Origin of the sequence: Chitinophaga silvatica (assembly GCF_003419895.1) — a bacterium.
GTDB classification, from domain to species: domain Bacteria; phylum Bacteroidota; class Bacteroidia; order Chitinophagales; family Chitinophagaceae; genus Chitinophaga; species Chitinophaga silvatica.
The window spans coordinates 179,397-201,369 of the sequence record NZ_QPMM01000010.1; the positions used below are offsets into that span (position 1 = coordinate 179,397).

Sequence of the window (21,973 nt, forward strand, 5' to 3'; positions counted from 1 at the left end):
TACCATTCAAATGAATTACAATAATAATCTTTTTCAGTTATTGGTACAGTGCTTTTGTTCTTTTTATATGAAGAGATGATGACAATACCCCCTATCTTTGTTGCCCGCACCTATTATCTATCATATGCAGCTGGAAGTCAATTACCGGGAAATTCTAAAGATTGCAGGTCCAATTTGCCTGGCACTAATTATCCCTCAGATCAATCATATCACTAATACGGCGTTCCTGGGCAGGTTGGGCGAATTTGAACTGGCTGCCAATGGTATTGCCGGTATTTATTACCTGGTAATGTATATGATTGCATATGGACTGAACAATGGCATGCAGGTATTGATCGCCCGGCGGGCCGGACAACGGCAGTTTAGCGGCATCGGGCAATTATTCTCAAATGGGATTCAGCTCGGACTTGTTTTCTCATTGCTGGCAATTGCCATTACGCTGCTGGCTGCTCCCTGGTTTTTCTCAAAAAGCTTACATGATAAACATATCTACGAAGCAGCAGTTTCGTTTATCCATATCCGGATCTGGGGATTGCCATTTCTGATGCTGCTAAACATGGCTAATGCCTTTTATATTGGCAGTGGCCACAGTAAAGTATTGGCTGCCACATCCTTATGCCAGGAGTTTGTGAATATCGCTTTCGATTATTTCCTGATTTTTGGTAAGGCTGGATTCCCGCATATGGGGTTGAATGGTGCTGCTGTGGCATCTATCATTGCTGAAATCACAGGATGTTCTGTAGCGTTTTCAATTCTGTTTCTAAAAAAATACCACCTGAAATATGAATTATTCAGATACCTCAAAATTCAGTGGAATATTGTGCTGAATATTCTGAATGTATCGGCTCCTATTATAGTACAATTCCTTTTTAGTATAGGTAGCTGGTTTGTCTTTTTTATATTTATCGAACATCTGGGAGAGCGCCCGCTGGCTGTTTCCAATATGTTGAGAAGCATTTTTGGATTGTTTGGAATTTTCACCTGGTCGCTGGCTGCTGCCTGCAATACCATGGTTAGTAATGTCATCGGACAAGGGCGTAGCAATCTTGTATTTTCTGCCATCCGAAAAATTGCGTGGCTTAGTCTCTTATGCGCATTAACCGTCTGTATTATTATTAACCTGTTTCCATATACGCTTCTGAAAATCTATACCACCAACAACGACCTGATTGCGGCTGCAATACCAAGTATTCGTGTTATCACTATTAGTACATTATTGATGGCTATATCGGCTGTTGTGATGAGTGGGGTTTTGGGAACCGGTAATACGAAGATGAACCTGATTACAGAAATCGCAGCAGTAATTGGCTATTTATGGTATTGCGATATAGTGATAGAACGTATGCATAGCCCACTCCAATGGGCCTGGGGGGCCGATTTCATTTATTGGGTGATCATCTTTATCATGAGTTTCTGGTATTTAAGAAGCGGTAGATGGAAAGGCAAGGAGATATAAAAAAGAACAGCAGAAAACAGTCTGTAGCCGTTTTCTGCTGTTCTTTTTAGTGAATGAGTTTATTATTGAAGGTCATCCAGCATTTTCTTGCAATCCGCTTTGATACTGGCGTCATCCTGTGTAATATTTCTGAGTGTCAGTGCTTTTTTCAAAACGTCAATAGCTTTGTCTTGCTGATCATTTTCCTTGTATGCCTTAGCTAATTCATAGTAATTAAGAATAAAGCCAGGATCTAACTGGCGGCATTTTTCATAGTTGGCGATGGCATTTTGCAGAGAACCGTCAGGTAATCCGCCAAAAAGCATTTTAGCAGCTCCTCTTTCAAAAGCATTCAGGTTAGCTACTTCATAATTCCATTTACCAAGTACGTGATAGCCTTGAGCCAGGTTAGGATCTTGTTTAATGGCCAGTTCAGCATATTTCTTTACATCCTTTGATGCGGCTACTTTATCTTTTGCCCCGGAGATCAGGGCAATTCTACCCATTGCGATAGCCATTGAAAGGTTTGACTGAGCGCTGTTGGGATCAACCTTTAAAGCTTCCTGGGCATAGCTTTTAGCTTGATTAAAATAACTGATCTTATCGGCTTTATCTTTTTGTCTGTTACCAATTCGTGAAGATAGTTGGCTGGCCTGGTTCAGAGCGTCGAGCTCTGTAGGTTGAATTTTAAGGATATCCTTATCTTTCTGTAATGCATCCGTCTCCTTCATTTGCTTTTCCAGTTGTTTGGCTTCTTCTACCATTTCATTAACACTTTGAGCTTGAAGGGATAGCCCACCAAGTACAAAAAAAGCTGCTGCCAGGAGCTGTTTCAACATAGGACAGGATTTTTTACAGTGAAATAATTGATTAACTTATGAATATAAATTTACGAAAATTACAAATGACAACCGTTATGGATATCCAAAAATTCTTTCTGTTTAGTTAGTATGTTTTTTCCAGGGAGACCAATGAGTTTCTGATGGATGCACCCATAGGAGGATTCATTTTACGGAGGGTGACTAAACTATGTTGGATGGCAGGATAGCGCTCTTTAAGTTGAGTTGTAATTGCGTATACTACTTCTTCCAGTAAAGGCTTTGGAATAGCCATTATTTCGCTGGCTACTTCGTAGATTCCCTGATAATTGACGGTATCAGCCAGGTCGTCTATTTCCCGGGTATCGGGAATCCGAACGGCAATATCGAGAAGGAAGGTATTTCCAATAATTGTTTCTTCCTGATACAAGCCATGGTAGGCATAAAAAGAGGCTTGTTCTAAGGCAATGGTAAGCATGAGATAATATTAAAAAAGGATAACAGGTGGCTGTTATCCTTTTTATTATTTATTAATGTTGATGTTCTTTTGCGGATAGATATCTTTCTGCATCCAGGGCAGCCATACATCCACTTCCGGCAGCAGTAACGGCTTGTCTGTAAATCTTATCCTGTACGTCTCCGCAGGCGAAAACTCCTTCTACGTTAGTACGGGAAGTACCAGGAACGGTAACGATATAATCCTGTTCGTCTAATTGCAGATAATCTTTAAAGATAGCTGAATTAGGTTGGTGGCCAATTGCCACGAAGAATGCGCTAACGGCGATATCTTTTTTCTCCTGGGTTTTATTGTTGTAGATGCGTAAACCTTCTACTTTATTTTCTCCCAATACTTCATCGGCTTCACTATTCCAGTAAACAATGATATTGGATGTTTTCAGTACACGGTCCTGCATTACTTTAGAAGCTCTCATTTCGTCGCGGCGTACCAGCATATGCACGGTGCTGCACATTTTAGAGAGGTAAAGTGCTTCTTCGGCGGCGGTATCACCAGCACCTACGATAGCTACTTCTTTACCACGGAAGAAGAAACCATCGCATACTGCGCAGGCAGAAACTCCGCTACCATTGAGGCGTTGCTCGGAAGGAAGTCCTAACCACTTTGCAGAAGCACCTGTAGCGATGATAATTGCGTCGGCGGTTATTTCCTTTTCTTCGTCGATAACTACTTTATAAGGTTGTTTGCTAAAATCTACTGATGTGGCCATTCCATAGCGGATATCGGCACCCATGCGGGTAGCTTGTTTTTCGAAATCCACCATCATTTCAGGGCCTTGTATACCTTCCGGATAACCAGGATAGTTTTCTACTTCTGTAGTGATAGTCAACTGACCACCAGGTTGAATACCCTGGTATAATACTGGTTTAAGGTTGGCTCTTGAGGCATATATAGCAGCGGTATATCCGGCAGGGCCAGAACCGATAATCAATAAATGCACATGCTCTTGTTGCTTGTTTTCCATACTTTTTGCTGTATAATTACTTTCTGATATAAATAGTTTTATAGCTTACCTCGTATCCACCCCAATATCCCAAGGCACCGTTAACGTTACCTATGATGCGGGTTGGCGACGAAAAGGGATTGCCGTTAGTATTAAAGGCATAATCGACGGTTCGCCAGAAATCCCAGGTTGAGTTGTCAATATTACAAAACTTCAGGGTAATGGTGTCGCCTCTGCTGAATAATGCATAGGTAACAGGGTCTGGTTTTGTGTTTCTGTCAACTCCTGCGTCCAGGGGAATTTCAAATGTTGTGCCGTTCACAATATGATCGTCGATTACGGAATTCAGACTAGGCAAAAAAGGGCGTCTGTTTACTTTAGTAAAGTAACGGACGTAGTTATTGCTGGTTGGATTGTCTGTAATCCTTGCCCAGAGCCTTACTTTGGTGGTGTCGTTGTCTAACAGCACTTTGGTGGCCCAGAGGGAATCGAGATGCATTCCTGTCAGTGGAATAGAAGTAACTGCCTTATATGTCTTATTGTCAGTACTAATTTGCAGGGTATAGGTTTCACCTGATTTCCCTTTAAAAAGATCACCTGGTTGGCCAAGTTCTGGTCTGTAGACATAATATTCTGCACCGGATGGTGAGAAAGCCTTTTGTTCTTTTAATTCCATGGTTTTTACTCCGGTGGAAACGCTGACGGTAGCGTCATGAACATACATATTGATTAGTGTAAGGGAATCTATACTGGAAAAATAATTCAGGCTATGCGTAAGTATAACTTGCGGATAATTATTATTCTCAATAATACCTTCAACGACTAATTGCGGTACTGATGTTTGAACATGAACGCTGATATCCTTTTCACAGGCAGAAAACAGGAAAACTGTCAGGGTTCCTAGAAGTATCAGGCGCATAGGTGCAAAAATAAGGGGTATGAAATAAAATAAGAACACCGGCCATGTATTTAACAGGCCGGTGTTCTTATAGAATAAAGAGGATTAGTAGAGATTATCCTATTTAATGATTTTCTTCTACAAGTCAGCAACTTCAAAGGAAAAATCAAAAAATGATCAAATATTTATCTATTATCCCAGGTAAGATTTTAGTGCGCCGCTATAACGAGCTTTCTGAAGCCTTTTAATAGCGCGTTCTTTAATTTGCCTGATCCTTTCTTTAGTCAGATCGTATTTCTGACCGATTTGTTCGATTGTTGCGCCATTTTCACCATCCAGACCAAAATAAGCATTTACGATTTCAGCTTCGCGAGGGCTTAAGGATTTCAGGACCCTTTTAATTTCCTCACGGAGTGAATCTCTCATAACGTCATCGTCAGTAATATCACCACCTTCCAGCAAATCGCCCATCGCTACGTCTTCAGCCTCGTGCACAGGTGCATCCAATGACATGTGGCGTGTATTGCTTTGGAAGATATTATTGATCTCTGATTCAGACATTTCCAGGATTTCTGCGAGTTCCTCGGTAGACGGTTCCCGTTCGTTTTCCTGTTCGAATGCCATGTAAGCTTTGTTAGCTTTATTATAGGTGCCAATTTTATTTTGCGGTAACCTAACAAGACGACCTTGTTCGGCTAAAGCCTGCAGGATGGATTGGCGAATCCACCAAACTGCATAGGAAATGAATTTGAAACCTTTTGTTTCATCGAAACGTTGTGCCGCTTTGATCAAGCCAAGATTACCTTCATTAATAAGGTCGCTAAGGCTAAGGCCTTGGTGCTGATATTGCTTGGCAACAGAAACAACGAAACGCAAGTTTCCTGTAGTCAATCTTTCAAGAGCCTTTTGATCGCCCATTTTAATACGTTGCGCCAAAACGGTCTCTTCCTCAGGTGTTAACAAAGGGATCTTCGAGATTTCCTGCAGGTACTTTTCTACCGCCTGCGAATCACGATTGGTGATCTGGGTGGCAATTTTAAGTTGCCTCATATGAAAAATTGTATTGGTTTATAAATTAATAACAGCGAAAGAATTTTTTTGTTCGATTAATGAAAATTATTAACTTACAAAGTTTCCCGCGCTTTATTGTTCTTTTCTAAAATAAAGTCTGCAAAGATCGTGCTAAGCAATCACTCTACCAAATCCTTCTTATATTTGTCAGCATACTAACAAAGTACACTTTAATAACGAATTTTTATAGTGTTTTAGTTGCCTGAAAGGCACGGTTTATCTAAATTTTAACAATTGATAAAGAATCATTATTAAATTATCAACATAACTAATTTATAGCTTACGCACTTGCAAATTTTTCAATAAAATGATTGACTTTAGAAGCGACACTTTTACACGCCCCACCCCTGGTATGTTACAAGCCATGTTAAACGCCAAGGTGGGTGACGACGTTTTTGGCGAAGATCCGAGCGTAAATAAATTAGAAGCCATCCTGGCAGACTATTTTGGCAAAGAGGCAGCCTTGTACTGCCCTTCCGGCACAATGAGCAACCAAATTGCCATTAAAGTACATACGTTGCCAGGCGATGAAGTGGTTTGCAGCGATCTCGCTCACGTTTACATCTATGAAGGCGGTGGGATCGCATTCAATGCTGGCGCCCAAACCCGCCCGATTATCGGCGACAGAGGCATGATCACCGCCGAACAGGTGGAAGCAGCCATTAATCCCGATGATGTACATAAAGCCCGCACCAGCCTCGTATGCCTCGAAAATACCTCCAACAGAGGGGGCGGATGCTGCTATGACTGGAAAGAAATTGAAAAAATAGCTGCCGTTTGCCGTAAACACTCCCTGGCCCTGCACCTGGATGGCGCCCGGCTTTTTAATGCCCTCGTAGCCACCGGTCAGGATCCTAAAGTATACGGACAAACATTCGATAGTATCTCCGTTTGCCTCAATAAAGGCATGGGCTGCCCTATGGGCTCCGTATTGCTAGGCAGTAAAGCCTTTATCAAAGAAGCCAGACGAATTCGCAAAAAATTAGGCGGGGGCCTGCGACAAGCCGGCTACATGGCCGCTACCGGCATTTATGCAATGGAAAATAACATCGCAAGATTAGCCGATGATCATGCACACGCCAGACAAATTGCCGATACTTTACTTACCAGGTCATTTGTCGCCAATATGTTACCCGTAGATACCAATATTCTCATATTTGAAGTCAACGGAGGCTGGACGCCCGTCAGCTTTGTTGAATATCTGAAACAACACGATATTCTGGTCACCGCTATTTCGCCCACACAGATCAGATTGGTTACGCATCTGGATATTACGCCTGAAATGACCGCCAAAACCTGCAGTGTTATTGCAGCAATGAGCTAAAAATTCGGGATAAGACGATAAATTAACAGGGCGGGCTTTAACCCGCCCTGTTAATTTATCGCCCATAACTGCAGTCTGATTGTCATCGGCTTTCGTAACTTAATTTTCATCTCTGCTTAATCTCTTTTATTTTTGCAACCTTATACATTATAAATAGCATGGAACTTTCGAAAAATTACTTACCTGCAACGGTTGAAGAAAAATGGTACCAACATTGGATGGACAAGGGTTATTTCCGCTCTAAGCCGGATGGCCGTCAGCCTTTTACTGTCGTGATCCCTCCTCCTAACGTCACCGGGGTCTTGCACCTGGGCCATACTCTGAATGAAACTGTACAGGACATACTGGTGCGCCGCGCACGTATGAGTGGGTATAATGCCTGCTGGGTACCTGGTTCCGACCACGCCTCCATCGCTACCGAAGCGAAAGTGGTAGATATGCTCAAAAGAGAAAAAGGCATTGAGAAATCACAACTTAGCCGCGAAGAGTTTTTAAAATATGCCTTCGAATGGAAGGAGAAATACGGTGGCATCATCTACCACCAAATCAAAAAACTCGGCTGTAGCTGCGATTGGGACCGAGTTTCCTTTACAATGGATGATCACTACTACAAAGCAGTAATTGAAGTGTTCATCGACCTGTATAAAAAAGGAGTGATCTATCGCGGTGCCAGAATGATCAACTGGGACCCTAAGGCCAAAACTGCACTCAGCGACGAAGAAGTAGAATACAAAGACATACAGGGTAAACTTTACTATGTAAAATATGCAGTAGTAGATGCTGCCGGTACTCCAACCGGTGAATATATCACTATTGCAACCCAACGCCCTGAAACTATCATGGGCGATACCGCTATTTGTGTAAACCCTGAAGATGAGAGATACGCTCACCTGAAAGGATATTATGTAACTGTTCCATTGGTAAACCGCCGTATTCCTATCATCTTCGATACGTATGTTGATAAAGAATTCGGTACCGGTGCACTGAAAGTAACTCCCGCACACGACATCAACGACTATAACCTGGGGCTGAAACATAACCTGGAAGTAGTTGATACCCTGAACGATGATGGTACTTTAAGCGAAGCTGCCGTTGTTTTTGTAGGGATGGACAGATTTGCAGCACGTAAAAAAGTAATCGAAGCACTTGGCGAAGCCGGCATCCTGGATAAAGAACAGGAATATACTACCCGCGTAGGATACAGCCAGCGTAACCCTGATACCGTTGTAGAACCTCGTATCTCTACCCAGTGGTTTGTGAAAATGGCCGAAATGGCGAAACCGGCACTGGATGCAGTAGTAAACGGTGATGTAAGAATACATCCGGGCGATCGCTTCCTGGCTACTTACAAATACTGGATGGAGAATGTAAAGGATTGGTGTATTTCCCGTCAGCTTTGGTGGGGCCAACGCATTCCGGCCTGGTATAATAATGATGGCGCCTTTGAAGTGGCGGCTACTGCAGATGCAGCAGTTCAGCAATTTGCTGCCCGCAATATCTCTGTTACCCCAGCCGAACTAAGACAGGACGAGGACTGCCTCGACACCTGGTTTAGCTCCTGGCTCTGGCCAATGGAAGTATTCAACGGTATTTCCAATCCTGGCAACGAAGACATCAACTACTATTATCCGACTTCTGTACTCGTTACTGGTCAGGATATTATTTTCTTCTGGGTAGCCCGTATGATTATGGCCGGCCTGGAATATAAAAACGAAAAACCTTTCAGTGATGTATACTTCACCGGAATGGTACGTGATAAACTAGGAAGAAAAATGAGTAAGCAATTGGGTAACTCACCCGATTTGCTGGAACTTATTCATGCTTATGGTGCTGATGCCGTTCGTTTTGGTATCATGATCTCCTCCCCTGCCGGAAATGACCTGCTGTATGATGATGCAAGCTGTGAGCAAGGCCGTACTTTCAATAACAAGATATGGAATGCGCTGAAACTTGTAAAAATGTGGCAGGAGCGCCAGGTAGAAGACAATGTTGATGCTAATGCTCACTTTGCAGTTAAATGGTTTGAAAGCAGATTAAATGAAGCCCAACTGGAAGTAGCTGCCCTTCATAAAGATTTCCGTTTGAGTGAAGGCCTGAAAACCTTGTACAACCTCATCTGGGATGATTTCTGTAATTGGTACCTCGAATGGGCAAAACCTGGTTTCGAACAACCAATTTCAGCAGCTGTATATCGCAAAACTGTTTCTTTCTTTGAAGATCTGATGCAGTTGTTACATCCTTATATGCCATTCATTACTGAAGAAATCTACCAATTGCTGGATACGAGAGCAGATAATGATTCATTGATGGTGAAACAATTTAGTACACCTTCTCAACCTGTTCATAGCGTATTGGTTGAAGGTATACTGGCTAAAGAAGTAATCAGCAGCATCCGCGATGCCCGCAATAAACATCAGATTAAACCAAAAGATCCGATTGTACTGCATATAGAAACCAAACATAGAAATGCCTACGAGCAGATCGAAAATATCCTGAGCAAACAAGTGAATGCAAAAGCCATCAGCTATGTTCAGGAGCCTGTTGCAGGATGTATTAACCTCGTTATTCAGAAAGATAAATTCTATATCGAAACTGAAACGGTGCTTGATACTACTACTCAGAAGACTGCTTTGCAAAAAGACCTGGATTATCTTAAAGGTTTCCTCTTGTCTGTAGAAAAGAAACTTTCTAACGAAGGTTTTGTACAAAAAGCAAAACCTGAAGCTGTGGAAGCGGAGCGTCGTAAAAAAGCCGATGCTGAAGCTAAAATTGCTGCTATCGAGGAAAGTTTAAAGTCACTATAATTTTTAAGATCGCCCGGCGTTAATACTCCGGGCGATCTTATATCCCAATATCATCATGCACAAAAAACTGTTACTAAGCTGCCTGCTACCCTTTTCTTTTACACTCGTTTTTGCTCAAAACAGCAAAAAACCTGCTCCTAAAGCAGCAACAGCTATTACCACTACTACTACCGACAAACGTCCTGCAAAACTGCGTAGTAGCTGGAGCATTTTTTTGAGCGATACTCTCCCTAAAAATGAAGTAGTAAAACTTCTCGATTCTGCCCTCATCGTCAGAGATGAAAAGAATATCAAATACCCGGTTGTTTCATTCGCCTTCACCTACGAAAAGCATGAACCTTATCTCAACGATACCACCGGCCATGTTGGTATCTATAAGGATTACACCGGCGACAACTTCAAATCAGCCTCTCTTTCACCACTCTGGAGCAGTTCATTAAAAAATTCCCTCGAAAGCGGCGACGTTCTCTATTTCGATGACATTATCATTAAATACACTGGTGATAAGCTATATAAAGCCCCTCCCATTAAGATTAATATCAAGTAGAAATATAGTCTTTTAGATTAAAGCTTTCGGAATTCAGCACTTCATTTATAACATATTTGTTATTTAAATTTAATAAAAACTAACAAATTTGTTATATTTACAAACCTATTCGTTCAATTTAAAACGAAAAGCTGATGAAGTTTTCGGAGTTGCGCAGACTCTTACAAAGAGATGGGTGGTATATTGAAAGAACTGTAAGGCATCATATTTACAGACATCCGACGAAAGCAGGTAAAATTCCAGTTAGTAAACATGACAAGGAAGAAGTACCTAAAGGAACACTAAATAGTATACTTAAGGCTGCAGGATTGAAATAGGCAAAAGGATCATCCTTCAAACTAAAAACTTAAATACCATGAGAAAAAAGAAAATAGTTGCTATTGTAGAAGCATCCAGCACCGGTTTTGGTGTTTTTTCAGAAAACTTACCTGGTATTACCGGTTATGCACACACTATTCAAAAAGCAAAAGATGATTTTATAGCTGCTATTATAGAAGTTAACGGTTCAAACAACTATGAGATCGCCTACAAATATGATATAGTAAGCATCTTCGAGCATCTGTCATTTTTAGATGTAACTGAAACAGCCAAACGAATAGGAATAAATTCGTCACTACTTCGCCAATATAAAAGCGGAATAGTAAAGCCTTCTGAAAAGCAGAAGGAGAGAATTCTCTCCGGCCTACACGAATTAGGAAAAGAATTGATTAATATTCAATTATAAAATCAATTTCTAATAATTGAATAACTGCTGTATCGGGATAATGAATTCAACACGTTGTTTGGCATTATCTACCGGATCTTTATCGAACAGATAGCTAACTCTAACTCCGCAGGAAAAAGGCAGAGTGTTTCCTATCATGGTGTCTAAATACAGTTCTCCACCAGTTGATGAATATTGGTTGCGCGTATTATTGAGAGTAAAATTGGTTTTACTATAATCGTAAAACAGATTAGCACGAATACGCTTAAAGTAAAGCAGTTGCGCAAATCCCCAATCCGGATAGGCAATTGGGAAGCTATAATTAGCTCCAAGTTTATAAATACTTGTATAAGGAGGTTTATTATACCCTCTCACATATACGAAATTATCTGAGAAAGAGTAATTAAAGGCCCTGTCTCTTTCCTGGTACGCCCCTTGCAAAACGATATTATGATTTTGCATGAATCCCGGCAAATACTGATCAAATCTTACATACAATTGCTCTGCATACAAGCCGCCTGTAGTACGATTATATTGGGCTGCCAGATATTGGCCAAAATGGGTGTAGATATTCTGGAGTGCCTTAATTCGTTGGTTGCTGAAGATAATTGTATTGGATAAAAATTGAAGATCATTACCAGCATACTTATTACTCAGATCGCGGTGCCTGACATTATAATTACTTCCGAAAGTCAGGCCACGGCTATATAAACCTGAAGTAAAATTCAACGGAACTGTAAACCCAACAAACCCGGTTGCTTCGTTCCAATAAACCTTATTCCTGCTTTGGTCTATTCCATTCCTGTTAATATTGTAATCGGCCCCGATTGATAAATAAGGGAATAAGCCGCTGAAGGTAAACCTGCCATAGAAATCAGAGCTTCCCTCATTGTTATTATAGGTATACCCAATACTGGTGCTGGTGGTATTCAGAATATTTTCTCCAAGTAATGCAATTCCATATTCCGGATCATTGAAAGAAGGCACCCAACTATGGAAATTAAATGGCCTGGTCAGCTGGGCATACTTCTTTACTGGTAAAGAATCGGTAGGAACCTTCTCCAAAATGTTTCCGCCTTCTGCAAAATCTGGTTTCATCCAGCTGCTATGATTAAGTTGGTCTACCTCTACTTTTCTAAGTTTGATACCACTTTTAAACAGCTTATATCCACGATCTGTAAACTCACTGAATACGAGGCTATCACCGGCCGCTGCGGCATGTAATACACTATTGGCTCTGTCTGTAACTTCAAATTGCTGTTTATCGGCTAACGTAATCGCATATATGTTATTTACATCTTTATAACTCGCAGTATAATATACTGTATCGCCTTTAATTGACGGAATCCCTAAAACCTTATAACTCCAATCAGTCAGTAATTCTGTAGTTCCATCTTCTGTACTAATACGTGCCAATGCCATTTCACCTTTGTGATTTCTGATAGCACTGATGATCTGCTGATTATTTGGAAGGAATTTAGGATAGGTATAAAACCAGTTTTCCTTATTTGGCAACTGCTTTATTGTTTGGCCGGTGCCTGCATCAATTAGTTCCAGGCTGTAATGTGAACTGGGTGCAACCACCACTGCCACTATTTGCCGGCCATCCTGGCTGATATCTGGAGAGAAGTACTTCCCTTTAGCAGAAACAGTGCTGGTCTGACCGGTTGCGACATCATAAACCCTGATTACTGAAAAGTCTTTCCAACTCCAACGGGCGTCAAAACGTGCGGCGGCCCAGATAATGTGGCCATTATTATAGCTGAAATAATCATCAAAACCGATTCCGGGTCTTACAAGCAGTTGTTCCTTGCCATCCTGGCCTATCTTATAAATACCAGCTACATTCTTATTGGAATTTCTCAGCACTACCCATTCATTTTCACCGGTTGCGTAGATGTATTTATAGTTGGTTAAAGTTTTAGTGGCCGGTGTTAAAGTAAGTGCCGGAGTGATGTCTGGCCTTGCTGCATAAGCATTCCAGTAAGGTTGGTATTCTCCCAGCATAGCATGATAAAACGAAGTAACGTTGTTGCCTGTACGCTTTTTAAGACTGTGAGAAAGTGGATAGAAAAGTCCGCGGTATCTGACAGCATCAGTTGTTACATCCTTCCAGAAATCCTTACCATAATGTTCGCGTCCATAAGTTGCCATGAGGTAACCAAGCGGGTAATGATTCGGCACAAAATCGACATACGAACCATTCCTGATTTTCATGTAGGAGTAATTGCGGTGTGCCAGGGCCAGAGCTCTGAAACCGTCGAAGAATTCCGGTAAGCGCCCTCTTCCCTGCGGCGACAATGCAGTTTCCATTACTACAGCATCTCCCTCCCAGAACCAGTTTGGAACTGCAATATTTGTGGCAGCCGCCTGGCCTAGTTGTCCACCTAGTATTGAAAAAACTTTCGACAGTCCTTGCCGGAAATTCATATTCTGTAAAACGTGGCGATATTCATGAATCGCCAGTTGATCAACCCAATTCAGGGAACCTAAATCCAATGAGGATGGCGAAGGAGTCATATAAAACTCGGAGCGAAATGGGCCTAGTTGTACGTAGCCATTGGAGATCATAGTTTGATTTTGCAAGACTATGTCTACTTTTCGTTCGAGGTTTCCAATAGATTCTCTGGTATATTTATTCAGATATAGAGCGATATTGGCGGCACGCTCTCCCTGAGTTGAAAGTCCTTTTGGAAAGATAACCCTAACTGTATCAGTATTAATTTGCTGCCATTTAAGAGATGGGGGATTTCCTCCAAATTGTTGGGCTGCCAGGGAAAGAGAAGATAATAAGAGGCAAGTGGCCAGGATTGAGCGCATACGAAATACCGGATTACGGACAGTTGTAGTAAAATGGATGCAAACGAAAATAGGGTACTTTCCTTACATCACAAAATGTCTAACAAGCCCGTAACCCGGTATCGATTTAGCATTCAGGTAAGCTGATTGGAATGTTTACAGCCAACCCGCCATCGGAAGTTTCTTTGTATTTAGAGTTCATATCCTGGGCGGTTTCCCACATCGTTTTCACGACAGCATCCAGAGATACTTTAGCTAGTTCAGGATTACTTTGCAATGCCAGCTGTGAGGCAGTGATCGCTTTAATAGCACCCATAGTATTACGTTCTATGCATGGCACCTGAACTAATCCGCCGATTGGGTCGCAGGTTAGGCCAAGATGGTGTTCCATGGCAATTTCAGCTGCCATTAATACCTGACGCTGAGAACCACCGAGGCATTCTGTAAGAGCAGCGGCTGCCATGGCAGAAGATACTCCGATTTCAGCCTGACACCCACCCATAGCGGCAGAGATAGTAGAGCGTTTTTTGAAGATGCTGCCAATTTCCGAGGCAACAAGCAGGAATTGCTGGATTTTATCGTCGTGCAGTCCATCACAGAAAGCGATGAAATATTGCAATACAGCAGGAATTACTCCGGCTGCTCCATTGGTAGGAGCGGTAACCACTCTGCCAAATGAAGCATTTTCTTCATTTACAGCCAGTGCAAAACAGCTTACCCAGTCGAGTGTATAGGTAAAATGAGAGCCACCTTCACGGATAGCTTCAATCCAGGAAATATAATCGGTATATGTACGGCCTTTCAGCAGCTTTTTATTTAATGTGGCAGCACGGCGCGCTACGCGTAATCCACCTGGTAGATCACCGGTGGTATGACAACCTCTGAAGGTACATTCCTGCATTACCTTCCAGATATTTAAAAGGCCGGCACGTGTTTCATCTTCCGGACGCCAGGCCATTTCATTTTCCAGCACCAGCTCTGAAATGCTGTACCCGGTTTTAATACACCATTGCAGCAACTGTCTGGCAGTGTCTACGGCAAAGGGTAAATCTACCTGTTGTCCATTATTATTGTTTTCGCCTTCCTGAACCACAAATCCGCCTCCAATTGAGTAATAGGTGGCTGCCAGTTGTTCACCATCGTTCAGGGATACTAAGAAGGTAAGCGCATTAGGATGGAAAGGCAATGATTCTTCATACAGGAAATCGATATCTTCTACCGGGTCAAAATCAATTTCATATTTGCCGGCAACGGTCATTTTACGGCTGCGGCGTATTTCATCGATTTTAGGATTGATTTGGTTGACATCAAAAGTGACAGGATCATCCCCGCATAAGCCCAATTGCACTGCTATATCGGTTCCATGCCCATGGCCTGTTTTAGCGAGGGAGCCATAGAGTAAAATCTGAATTTTACTTACTGAAGAGAGTTTACCGGCAGATTCCAACTGGTCTAAAAACCGAAGTGCTGCTCTCCATGGGCCCAGCGTATGTGAACTGGAAGGCCCTACCCCTATTTTAAAAATATCAAATACTGAAATACATTCTTGTGCCACTATTGATTGCTATTTATCATGTAAAACTAATCATTTCCAAGGAGTTTCGAACGCTCGCAGGCTCGCTTTTGTTTCTCGCAAAGCAGCAGAGATTAATATTAAGAGAGCAAAGGGATTTTTTTAAGATTTTTAAGTTGAAGCGGATATTTTTATGAATTGCAGATTTGTTTAGATCATATTTATAAACAAATCAGTAACATATAACAATATTTATTTTAGCTTAAAAATCTTAAAAAAATCCCTTTGCTCTCTTAATATTAATCTCTGCTGCTTTGCGAGAAACAAAAGCGAGCCTGCGAGCAAGAATTACTTATTCGTAAACTCGTAGAGTTTTACATTGAATATCAATGGGGAGTTGGCAGGGATAGATCCATTTTTGTATGGGCCATAGCCAAAGTAAGATGGAATAAATATGTTTACTTCTCCATCTTTTCCGATTTTGCGGATTCCCATGCTAAAGCCTGGAATTACTTTATCCAAATCGAAGTTGGCGGTATCTTTACCATCGAATTGGGTTTTGTTTAACAAGGTTCCTTTATAACCTAATTTTACACTGGCAACTCCGTTCGGTTTCGCATCCGATCCCGGCTTTACTATCTGGTACCAAAGTGACCCTGTATCGTGTTTTACATCAAGAATATTATTTTCTTTAATATAATTTTCGATTTTAACTGAGTCAATATTATACTGAGCAATAGCATCATAAGTTTCGCCACTATCTTTTTTTGAGCAGGCAGCCATGACAGTTAATGCAACTCCGGTTCCGAGGAGAAGGAATTTCTTCATACAATTGATTTCTATAAAATAAATAAAGTGATTACTACTCTACTATGCTAACCAGCTCTATTTCAGAGATAAGGATTGCATTAGGAGGGATTACTCCCGTAACACCCACATTCCCATACGCATATTCTGGAGGGATATAAAGTCTGATTTTACCCCCTACTGAGATTTTTAACAATCCGATCTGCCATCCCGGAATATGATTTTTCAGCTCACGGTGATCGAAGTCGGTAGGTACAAAGGAACTAAAAACGGTTCTTCCGTTCAGCAGTTTTGATGAGTAAACGATAGATGGTACGCTGGTAGGTTTACAGAAATGTACTCCGTCTCCAGGTTTTATAATAGTATAATAAATACCTGAAATATCTTTAATTGCAGTAGTGTCGTTTTGCTGGCGTAAATATGCCTGGATAGAAATATCGGATGCCGGGTCCATCATTTGGAAGCCCCCATCCTTATTTTTGGCACAGGCAATTAGTGTGAACAGTAAACAGGTGCTAAATAAACGTACAACTATTTTCATCCGCTTCTTTTTTCTGGTATTGATGGTGTAACGGATTTTGAATTGTTAAAGTTACAACAGGATAAATTAATTAGCATAAAAAAAACTCCCTCTACAGAGTAGGGGGAGTTTTTTAATATAAGTTGGACGGACTATTAATAATCCATACCCATACCATGACCGCCAGGACCCATTGCAGGGGCAGCAGATTTAGGTTCAGGTTTATCAGCGATTACGCATTCTGTAGTCAGGAGCATAGAAGCAATAGACGCAGCATTTTCCAATGCGATACGGCTAACTTTAGTTGGGTCGATAACTCCGGCAGCCAGTAAGTTTTCGTAAGTTTCGGTGCGGGCGTTGAAACCGAAATCACCTTTACCTTCTTTAACTTTCTGAACTACGATAGAACCTTCGATACCGGCGTTAGCAGTGATTTGGCGAAGAGGTTCTTCGATAGCACGTTTAACGATAGTGATACCAGTTTGTTCGTCGTTGTTATCACCTTTCAGGGTGTCGAGAGATTCGATAGCGCGGATGTAAGCAACACCACCACCAGGAACGATACCTTCTTCAACGGCAGCGCGGGTAGCGTGTAAAGCATCGTCTACGCGATCTTTCTTCTCTTTCATTTCTACTTCAGTAGCAGCACCTACGTAAAGTACAGCAACTCCACCGCTTAATTTAGCCAGGCGTTCCTGTAATTTTTCGCGGTCGTAATCAGAAGTAGTTACTTCGATTTGAGCTTTAATCTGGCCGATACGAGCCTGGATAGCTTCTTTATCGCCTTTACCACCTACAACGGTAGTATTATCTTTATCGATAGTTACTGATTCTGCTTTACCCAGGTAAGTGAGGTCGGCATTTTCCAGTTTGTAACCTTGTTCTTCGCTGATTACGATACCACCGGTGAGGGTAGCGATATCCTGAAGCATATCCTTTCTTCTGTCACCAAAGCCAGGAGCCTTAACAGCAGCAACTTTCAGGGTACCACGTAATTTATTTACAACGAGAGTAGCTAATGCTTCACCTTCCAGGTCTTCAGAGATGATAACCAAAGGAGCGCCTTGTTGAGCTACTTTCTCCAGGATGTGGAGAATATCCTTCATGGTGCTGATCTTTTTGTCGTAGATCAGGATGTAAGGATTAGCCAGTTCGGCTTGCATTTTCTCACTGTTAGTGATGAAATATGGAGACAGGTAACCACGATCGAACTGCATACCTTCTACTACTTCAACAGTAGTATCGGTACCTTTAGCTTCTTCAACAGTGATAACACCGTCTTTAGTTACTTTCTGCATAGCTTCAGCGATCAGTTTACCGATTTCGCTATCGTTGTTTGCAGAGATAGAAGCAACTTGTTCGATTTTTTTATTGTCGTTACCGATTTTTTCTGATTGTTTTCTCAGGTTTTCAACAACAGCTTTAACAGCTTTGTCCATACCGCGCTTCAGGTCCATTGGGTTAGCACCTGCAGCTACGTTTTTCAAACCTTCGCCGATGATAGCCTGAGCGAGAACGGTAGCAGTGGTAGTACCGTCACCTGCCAGATCAGCAGTTTTAGATGCTACTTCCTTCACCATTTGAGCGCCCATGTTTTCAACTGCATCGTCCAGTTCAATTTCCTTTGCAACTGAAACACCGTCTTTAGTAATGCCTGGAGCACCAAATTTCTTTTCAATTACTACGTTACGGCCTTTTGGTCCCAGAGTTACTTTAACGGCATCCGCCAGGGTATCAACACCCTTTTTCATTTTGTTGCGGGCCTCTATATTGAAGAATATTTGTTTTGCCATGATAATTTATAGATTTTCTTATTTAGGAATTAAAATATATCCGGGCTATTAAACGATAGCAAGGATATCTGATTCACGCATGATTAAGTAATCTTCGCCTTCAATCGGAAGTTCCTGACCAGAGTATTTACCATACAATACGGTATCGCCTACTTTAACGGTGATAGGCTCATCTTTTTTACCAGGACCAGCAGCCACTACGGTGCCTCTCACTGGTTTTTCTTTTGCGGTATCCGGGATGATGATACCACCAGCTGTCTTCTCTTCTGCTGCTGCAGGTTTCACGATCACCCTGTCAGCTAAAGGTTTAATACTTAATTGTTTAGCCATAGTAGTTTTTATTTAAAAAAGATGTTTTGTTTTTTTTGTGTCTCTTCCGTCCACGAGAATTATGCCAAGGCTCAATTTGGGTCAAATTTGCAGGTTACTAAGGTATTGCGTTGTTAGCATACTGACAAATCATGACAACCTCTGCGAAAAAATGACAGTTTCGGTTAGCTCGCGTTGCTCGCTTGTTTCTCGCAAAGGGGCATAAGAAGCAAAGAAGCATAAGGACCGAAGCGATTGTTTTGTGGATTTTTGACAGTTTTTATATTTATTGAAACCTATCGATATATACTTAATAAGCCATAAAACAATCGATTCGATCCATACTTTTCTTTGCTTCTTTGCTTCTTATGCCCCTTTGCGAGAAACAAGCGAGCAACGCGAGCTACAAATATGAAAATTTTTCTCTAGTTTTGCGCCCTTATACCAGTTCTTTTTTATACGATGATCAGTAGAAGAAATATCCGGGTAAAGGTGATGCAAACACTATACGCCCTGGAAACGATGGAGCAAAGCAGTATTAAGCCAGGCACGGCTACCAGACTTTTAAATGAAAAGCTGGATCAGACTTGCCAGATATTTACCTACCTGCTATACTCAGTAGTACAGGTGGCCCAATATGCAGAAATTGATGCACAATCCCGTGCTTCCAAGCATTTACCATCCGCAGAAGATCTGCAGGTAAACACCAAGATTGCCGGAAATGAATTTATTTACCAGATAACTGGTGACAAAGGCTTTCAGGTAAATCTGGAGCAATGGAAAATGAAGCAGCATACCGATGAAGGTCTGATCAGAAAGCTCTATAACCTGCTGGTAGCTACAGATACCTACAAAGCATATATTGCTGATAATACCAGAACAAAAGCCGGAGAAAAAGAGATACTGGAATTCATCTACAAAGAAATACTAGCTAAAAATGAGCTGTTCATCCAGCATATGGAAGATACCTTCCTGCACTGGGGAGATGATGAAGAAATGATGGGCATTTTGATCAATAATTACTTCAATAAACCACACCTCTTCAACTTCCTGCAACTGATCAGTAAAGAAAAGCTGGATTATGCCAGAGAATTATTACTGACAGTAATCGATAAAAAAGAGTATTGCCTGGAGCTCATCAAGCCTAAACTACAAAACTGGGACTCTGAGCGTATAGCCGCTGTAGATATGTTACTTATGGAAATGGGCGTTTGCGAATTCCTTTACTTCCCTACCATCCCTACCAAAGTAACCATCAACGAATATATTGATCTGGCTAAAGCATATAGCACTCCACAAAGCGGACAGTTTATCAACGGGATTCTGGATAATATCCTGAAAGACCTGGAAAAAGAACAATTAGTTCAAAAACAGGACCGCCCTAAAAAGTAAGTGGGAAAAGTTATTTTTAGCCTAAAATAGCAATGCCATGAAAAAACTGTTCTGTTTATTCGCTTTAGGATGCTTGCTCGTAGTAGCTTGCAATAATGGAAATACCCAGTCTGCCGGCCAATCGGCAAACAATAGCCAGGAAAAAGTAGATACCAGTCTGGCTAACGCATTGACCTTTGAAGAAAAGGTTCATAACTTTGGCGATATTCACGAAGGTGAAAAAGTAGAATATTCTTTCAAATTCACCAACAATGGGAAAAGCCCGGTTGTTATTCAGGATGCCATTTCAAGCTGTGGATGTACTGTACCAGAATGGCCTAAGGAACCCATTAAACCAGGTGAATCAGGCTTTATGAAAGTTATTTTTGATAGTCATGGAAAATCGGGATATACCGAAAAGGAAATCTCTATTAAAACCAACGGCAGTGAAGGTTACATCATGGGGCCTAAAATCCAGTGCAATATCCTCACTAAATAAGAGATTAAACTAATAAATCAACAAATAGATGAACATTCTAAACATTTTACTAATGGCTCCTCCGGCGGGAGGCGCTCAAGGCGGAGGCGGAATCCAAACTATCCTGTTCATTGGTGGTATGATCCTCATCATGTGGCTCTTTATGATCCGTCCTCAAACTAAAAAAGCGAAACAACAGAAACAATTTATCGAAAACCTGAAAGAAGGTGATAAAATTGTTACTATCGCCGGTATCCATGGTAAAATAAAGAAATTTAATCCGGAAGGTACTGTTCTGATCGAGGTTAGTCCGGGAACCACTTTTACTATCGAACGCTCTGCTATCAGCATGGAGTATTCAAATACTCAAAAAGCTGCTGAGACTAAATAAACTCGCTGGCTCGTTGTTTCTCGCAAAGAAGCAAAGACTAATATTAAGCAACAAAGAATTTTTATAAAAAAGCGGATATTTTTAAGAATTGAAGATTAGTTTTTGGTATATAAGAAACTAATCTTCAATTCTTAAAAACATCCGCTTTAATATTTAATACTTTCTTTGCCTCTTAATATTAACCTTTGCTTCTCTCCGAGAAAGGCGAGCCTGTGAGCAATTTTTCATACCTTTCGCTTATGTTAAAGATTGGAATCACCGGAGGAATTGGATCCGGCAAAAGCACCGTCAGCAAAATATTTGAACTATTAGGTATCCCTGTTTACTATGCAGACGATAAGGCGAAAGACATAATGATAAGGGATCAGGAATTAGTTGCTCAGATAAAAGCCCATTTTGGGAATGATGTATACGATCAAAACGGAGTATTAAACAGAAAACAACTGGGTAATATCGTTTTTAATGATAAAGAAAAATTAAAGATCCTGAACTCATTGGTACATCCGGCTACCATCAAAGATGCTGATCAATGGGCTTTAGAACAATCAGCCCCCTATGTATTGAAAGAAGCCGCCCTCCTGTTTGAATCCGAATCTTTCCATCATTTAGATAAAATTATCGGCGTTTATGCACCTCAACCACTTAGAATACAGCGCGTTATGAAACGCGATAATGTTTCCAGGGAAGATGTGCTGGCAAGAATCAATAAACAGATTGATGAAAGCATCAAAATGAAACTATCCGACTATATCATTTATAACGACGAACAAAAAATGGTCATACCACAGGTATTGGCACTCCACGAACAGCTATTGGCACTTGCCGCCTCTCAGCAAGCCTAAGTATACCGGAAGGATTGTACCCAAGCCAAAAGAAGATCAATTTTAGAAGACAGTATCCTCTTCCAGGCCAGGGAAAAAGTCTGAAGCCTG

General features: G+C 41.3%; 21 protein-coding genes. 10 read left to right on the forward strand and 11 right to left on the reverse strand.

From position 1 onward, the window contains the following. Window positions 1-124: 124 nt before the first annotated feature. Window positions 125-1,456: an MATE family efflux transporter gene (locus DVR12_RS18615; protein ID WP_147323488.1), complete on the forward strand. Its 1,332-nt coding sequence runs from the start codon at window positions 125-127 to the stop codon at window positions 1,454-1,456. 62 nt (window positions 1,457-1,518) lie between these two features. Here the strand turns inward: DVR12_RS18615 and DVR12_RS18620 are convergent, their stop codons facing one another. The 5 genes from DVR12_RS18620 to DVR12_RS18640 form a co-directional block, all read right to left on the reverse strand. Beyond that, entirely contained in the window at window positions 1,519-2,274 is a 756-nt protein-coding gene (locus DVR12_RS18620; protein ID WP_116977298.1) for a tetratricopeptide repeat protein, read from the reverse strand. 106 nt (window positions 2,275-2,380) lie between these two features. Continuing rightward, window positions 2,381-2,731, reverse strand: a complete 351-nt coding sequence (locus tag DVR12_RS18625) for a dihydroneopterin aldolase (RefSeq protein ID WP_116977299.1) — start codon at window positions 2,729-2,731, stop codon at window positions 2,381-2,383. Between the two features lie 52 nt (window positions 2,732-2,783). Beyond that, a complete protein-coding gene (gene trxB, locus DVR12_RS18630; protein WP_116977300.1) occupies window positions 2,784-3,734 on the reverse strand; it encodes a thioredoxin-disulfide reductase in 951 nt (316 codons plus the stop codon). 16 nt (window positions 3,735-3,750) lie between these two features. Next, the gene (locus DVR12_RS18635) at window positions 3,751-4,632 is read right to left on the reverse strand and encodes a DUF4249 family protein (protein WP_147323489.1); all 882 of its coding nucleotides are present in this window, start codon (window positions 4,630-4,632) and stop codon (window positions 3,751-3,753) included. 171 nt (window positions 4,633-4,803) lie between these two features. Beyond that, window positions 4,804-5,661: a sigma-70 family RNA polymerase sigma factor gene (locus DVR12_RS18640; RefSeq protein ID WP_089757630.1), complete on the reverse strand. Its 858-nt coding sequence runs from the start codon at window positions 5,659-5,661 to the stop codon at window positions 4,804-4,806. Window positions 5,662-5,989: 328 nt separating this feature from the next. Between DVR12_RS18640 and DVR12_RS18645 the strand changes: the two genes are divergently transcribed. The 5 genes from DVR12_RS18645 (at window position 5,990) to DVR12_RS18665 (ending at window position 11,081) form a co-directional block, all read left to right on the forward strand. Continuing rightward, on the forward strand, window positions 5,990-7,006 hold the full coding sequence (locus DVR12_RS18645; protein ID WP_116977302.1) for a threonine aldolase family protein: 1,017 nt from the start codon (window positions 5,990-5,992) through the stop codon (window positions 7,004-7,006). A 158-nt stretch (window positions 7,007-7,164) separates the two neighbouring features. Beyond that, entirely contained in the window at window positions 7,165-9,810 is a 2,646-nt protein-coding gene (locus tag DVR12_RS18650; RefSeq protein WP_116977303.1) for a valine--tRNA ligase, read from the forward strand. 55 nt (window positions 9,811-9,865) lie between these two features. Next, a complete protein-coding gene (locus DVR12_RS18655; protein ID WP_116977304.1) occupies window positions 9,866-10,357 on the forward strand; it encodes a hypothetical protein in 492 nt (163 codons plus the stop codon). 134 nt (window positions 10,358-10,491) lie between these two features. Next, window positions 10,492-10,674, forward strand: coding sequence for a type II toxin-antitoxin system HicA family toxin (locus tag DVR12_RS18660; protein ID WP_116977305.1), 183 nt, complete (start codon window positions 10,492-10,494; stop codon window positions 10,672-10,674). A 38-nt stretch (window positions 10,675-10,712) separates the two neighbouring features. Next, a complete protein-coding gene (locus DVR12_RS18665) occupies window positions 10,713-11,081 on the forward strand; it encodes a pilus assembly protein HicB (RefSeq protein WP_116977306.1) in 369 nt (122 codons plus the stop codon). A gap of 9 nt (window positions 11,082-11,090) precedes the next feature. Here the strand turns inward: DVR12_RS18665 and DVR12_RS18670 are convergent, their stop codons facing one another. From DVR12_RS18670 to DVR12_RS18695, 6 genes are all read right to left on the reverse strand, one after another. After that, on the reverse strand, window positions 11,091-13,880 hold the full coding sequence (locus DVR12_RS18670; RefSeq protein ID WP_116977307.1) for a TolB family protein: 2,790 nt from the start codon (window positions 13,878-13,880) through the stop codon (window positions 11,091-11,093). A gap of 106 nt (window positions 13,881-13,986) precedes the next feature. Further along, window positions 13,987-15,414, reverse strand: coding sequence for an L-serine ammonia-lyase (locus DVR12_RS18675; protein WP_116977308.1), 1,428 nt, complete (start codon window positions 15,412-15,414; stop codon window positions 13,987-13,989). 306 nt (window positions 15,415-15,720) lie between these two features. Then, window positions 15,721-16,200 (reverse strand): FKBP-type peptidyl-prolyl cis-trans isomerase, encoded by a 480-nt coding sequence (locus DVR12_RS18680; RefSeq protein WP_116977309.1) that lies wholly within the window; start codon window positions 16,198-16,200, stop codon window positions 15,721-15,723. Between the two features lie 34 nt (window positions 16,201-16,234). After that, window positions 16,235-16,720, reverse strand: coding sequence for an FKBP-type peptidyl-prolyl cis-trans isomerase (locus tag DVR12_RS18685; protein WP_116977310.1), 486 nt, complete (start codon window positions 16,718-16,720; stop codon window positions 16,235-16,237). A 134-nt stretch (window positions 16,721-16,854) separates the two neighbouring features. Continuing rightward, window positions 16,855-18,492 (reverse strand): chaperonin GroEL, encoded by a 1,638-nt coding sequence (gene groL / locus DVR12_RS18690; RefSeq protein ID WP_116977311.1) that lies wholly within the window; start codon window positions 18,490-18,492, stop codon window positions 16,855-16,857. A 48-nt stretch (window positions 18,493-18,540) separates the two neighbouring features. Beyond that, window positions 18,541-18,822: a co-chaperone GroES gene (locus DVR12_RS18695; RefSeq protein ID WP_079473337.1), complete on the reverse strand. Its 282-nt coding sequence runs from the start codon at window positions 18,820-18,822 to the stop codon at window positions 18,541-18,543. A gap of 441 nt (window positions 18,823-19,263) precedes the next feature. Here DVR12_RS18695 and nusB point away from each other — a divergent pair, with 441 nt between their 5' ends. The 4 genes from nusB (at window position 19,264) to coaE (ending at window position 21,883) form a co-directional block, all read left to right on the forward strand. After that, window positions 19,264-20,193 carry a transcription antitermination factor NusB gene (nusB, locus tag DVR12_RS18700; RefSeq protein WP_116977312.1) on the forward strand — a complete coding sequence of 310 codons (930 nt, stop codon included), beginning with the start codon at window positions 19,264-19,266 and terminating at the stop codon, window positions 20,191-20,193. A gap of 37 nt (window positions 20,194-20,230) precedes the next feature. After that, a complete protein-coding gene (locus DVR12_RS18705; protein WP_116977313.1) occupies window positions 20,231-20,671 on the forward strand; it encodes a DUF1573 domain-containing protein in 441 nt (146 codons plus the stop codon). A gap of 28 nt (window positions 20,672-20,699) precedes the next feature. Beyond that, window positions 20,700-21,041, forward strand: coding sequence for a preprotein translocase subunit YajC (gene yajC, locus DVR12_RS18710; RefSeq protein WP_116977314.1), 342 nt, complete (start codon window positions 20,700-20,702; stop codon window positions 21,039-21,041). 239 nt (window positions 21,042-21,280) lie between these two features. Beyond that, complete coding sequence (gene coaE / locus DVR12_RS18715; RefSeq protein ID WP_116977315.1) at window positions 21,281-21,883, forward strand: dephospho-CoA kinase; 603 nt, start codon at window positions 21,281-21,283, stop codon at window positions 21,881-21,883. Window positions 21,884-21,973 lie beyond the last annotated feature (90 nt).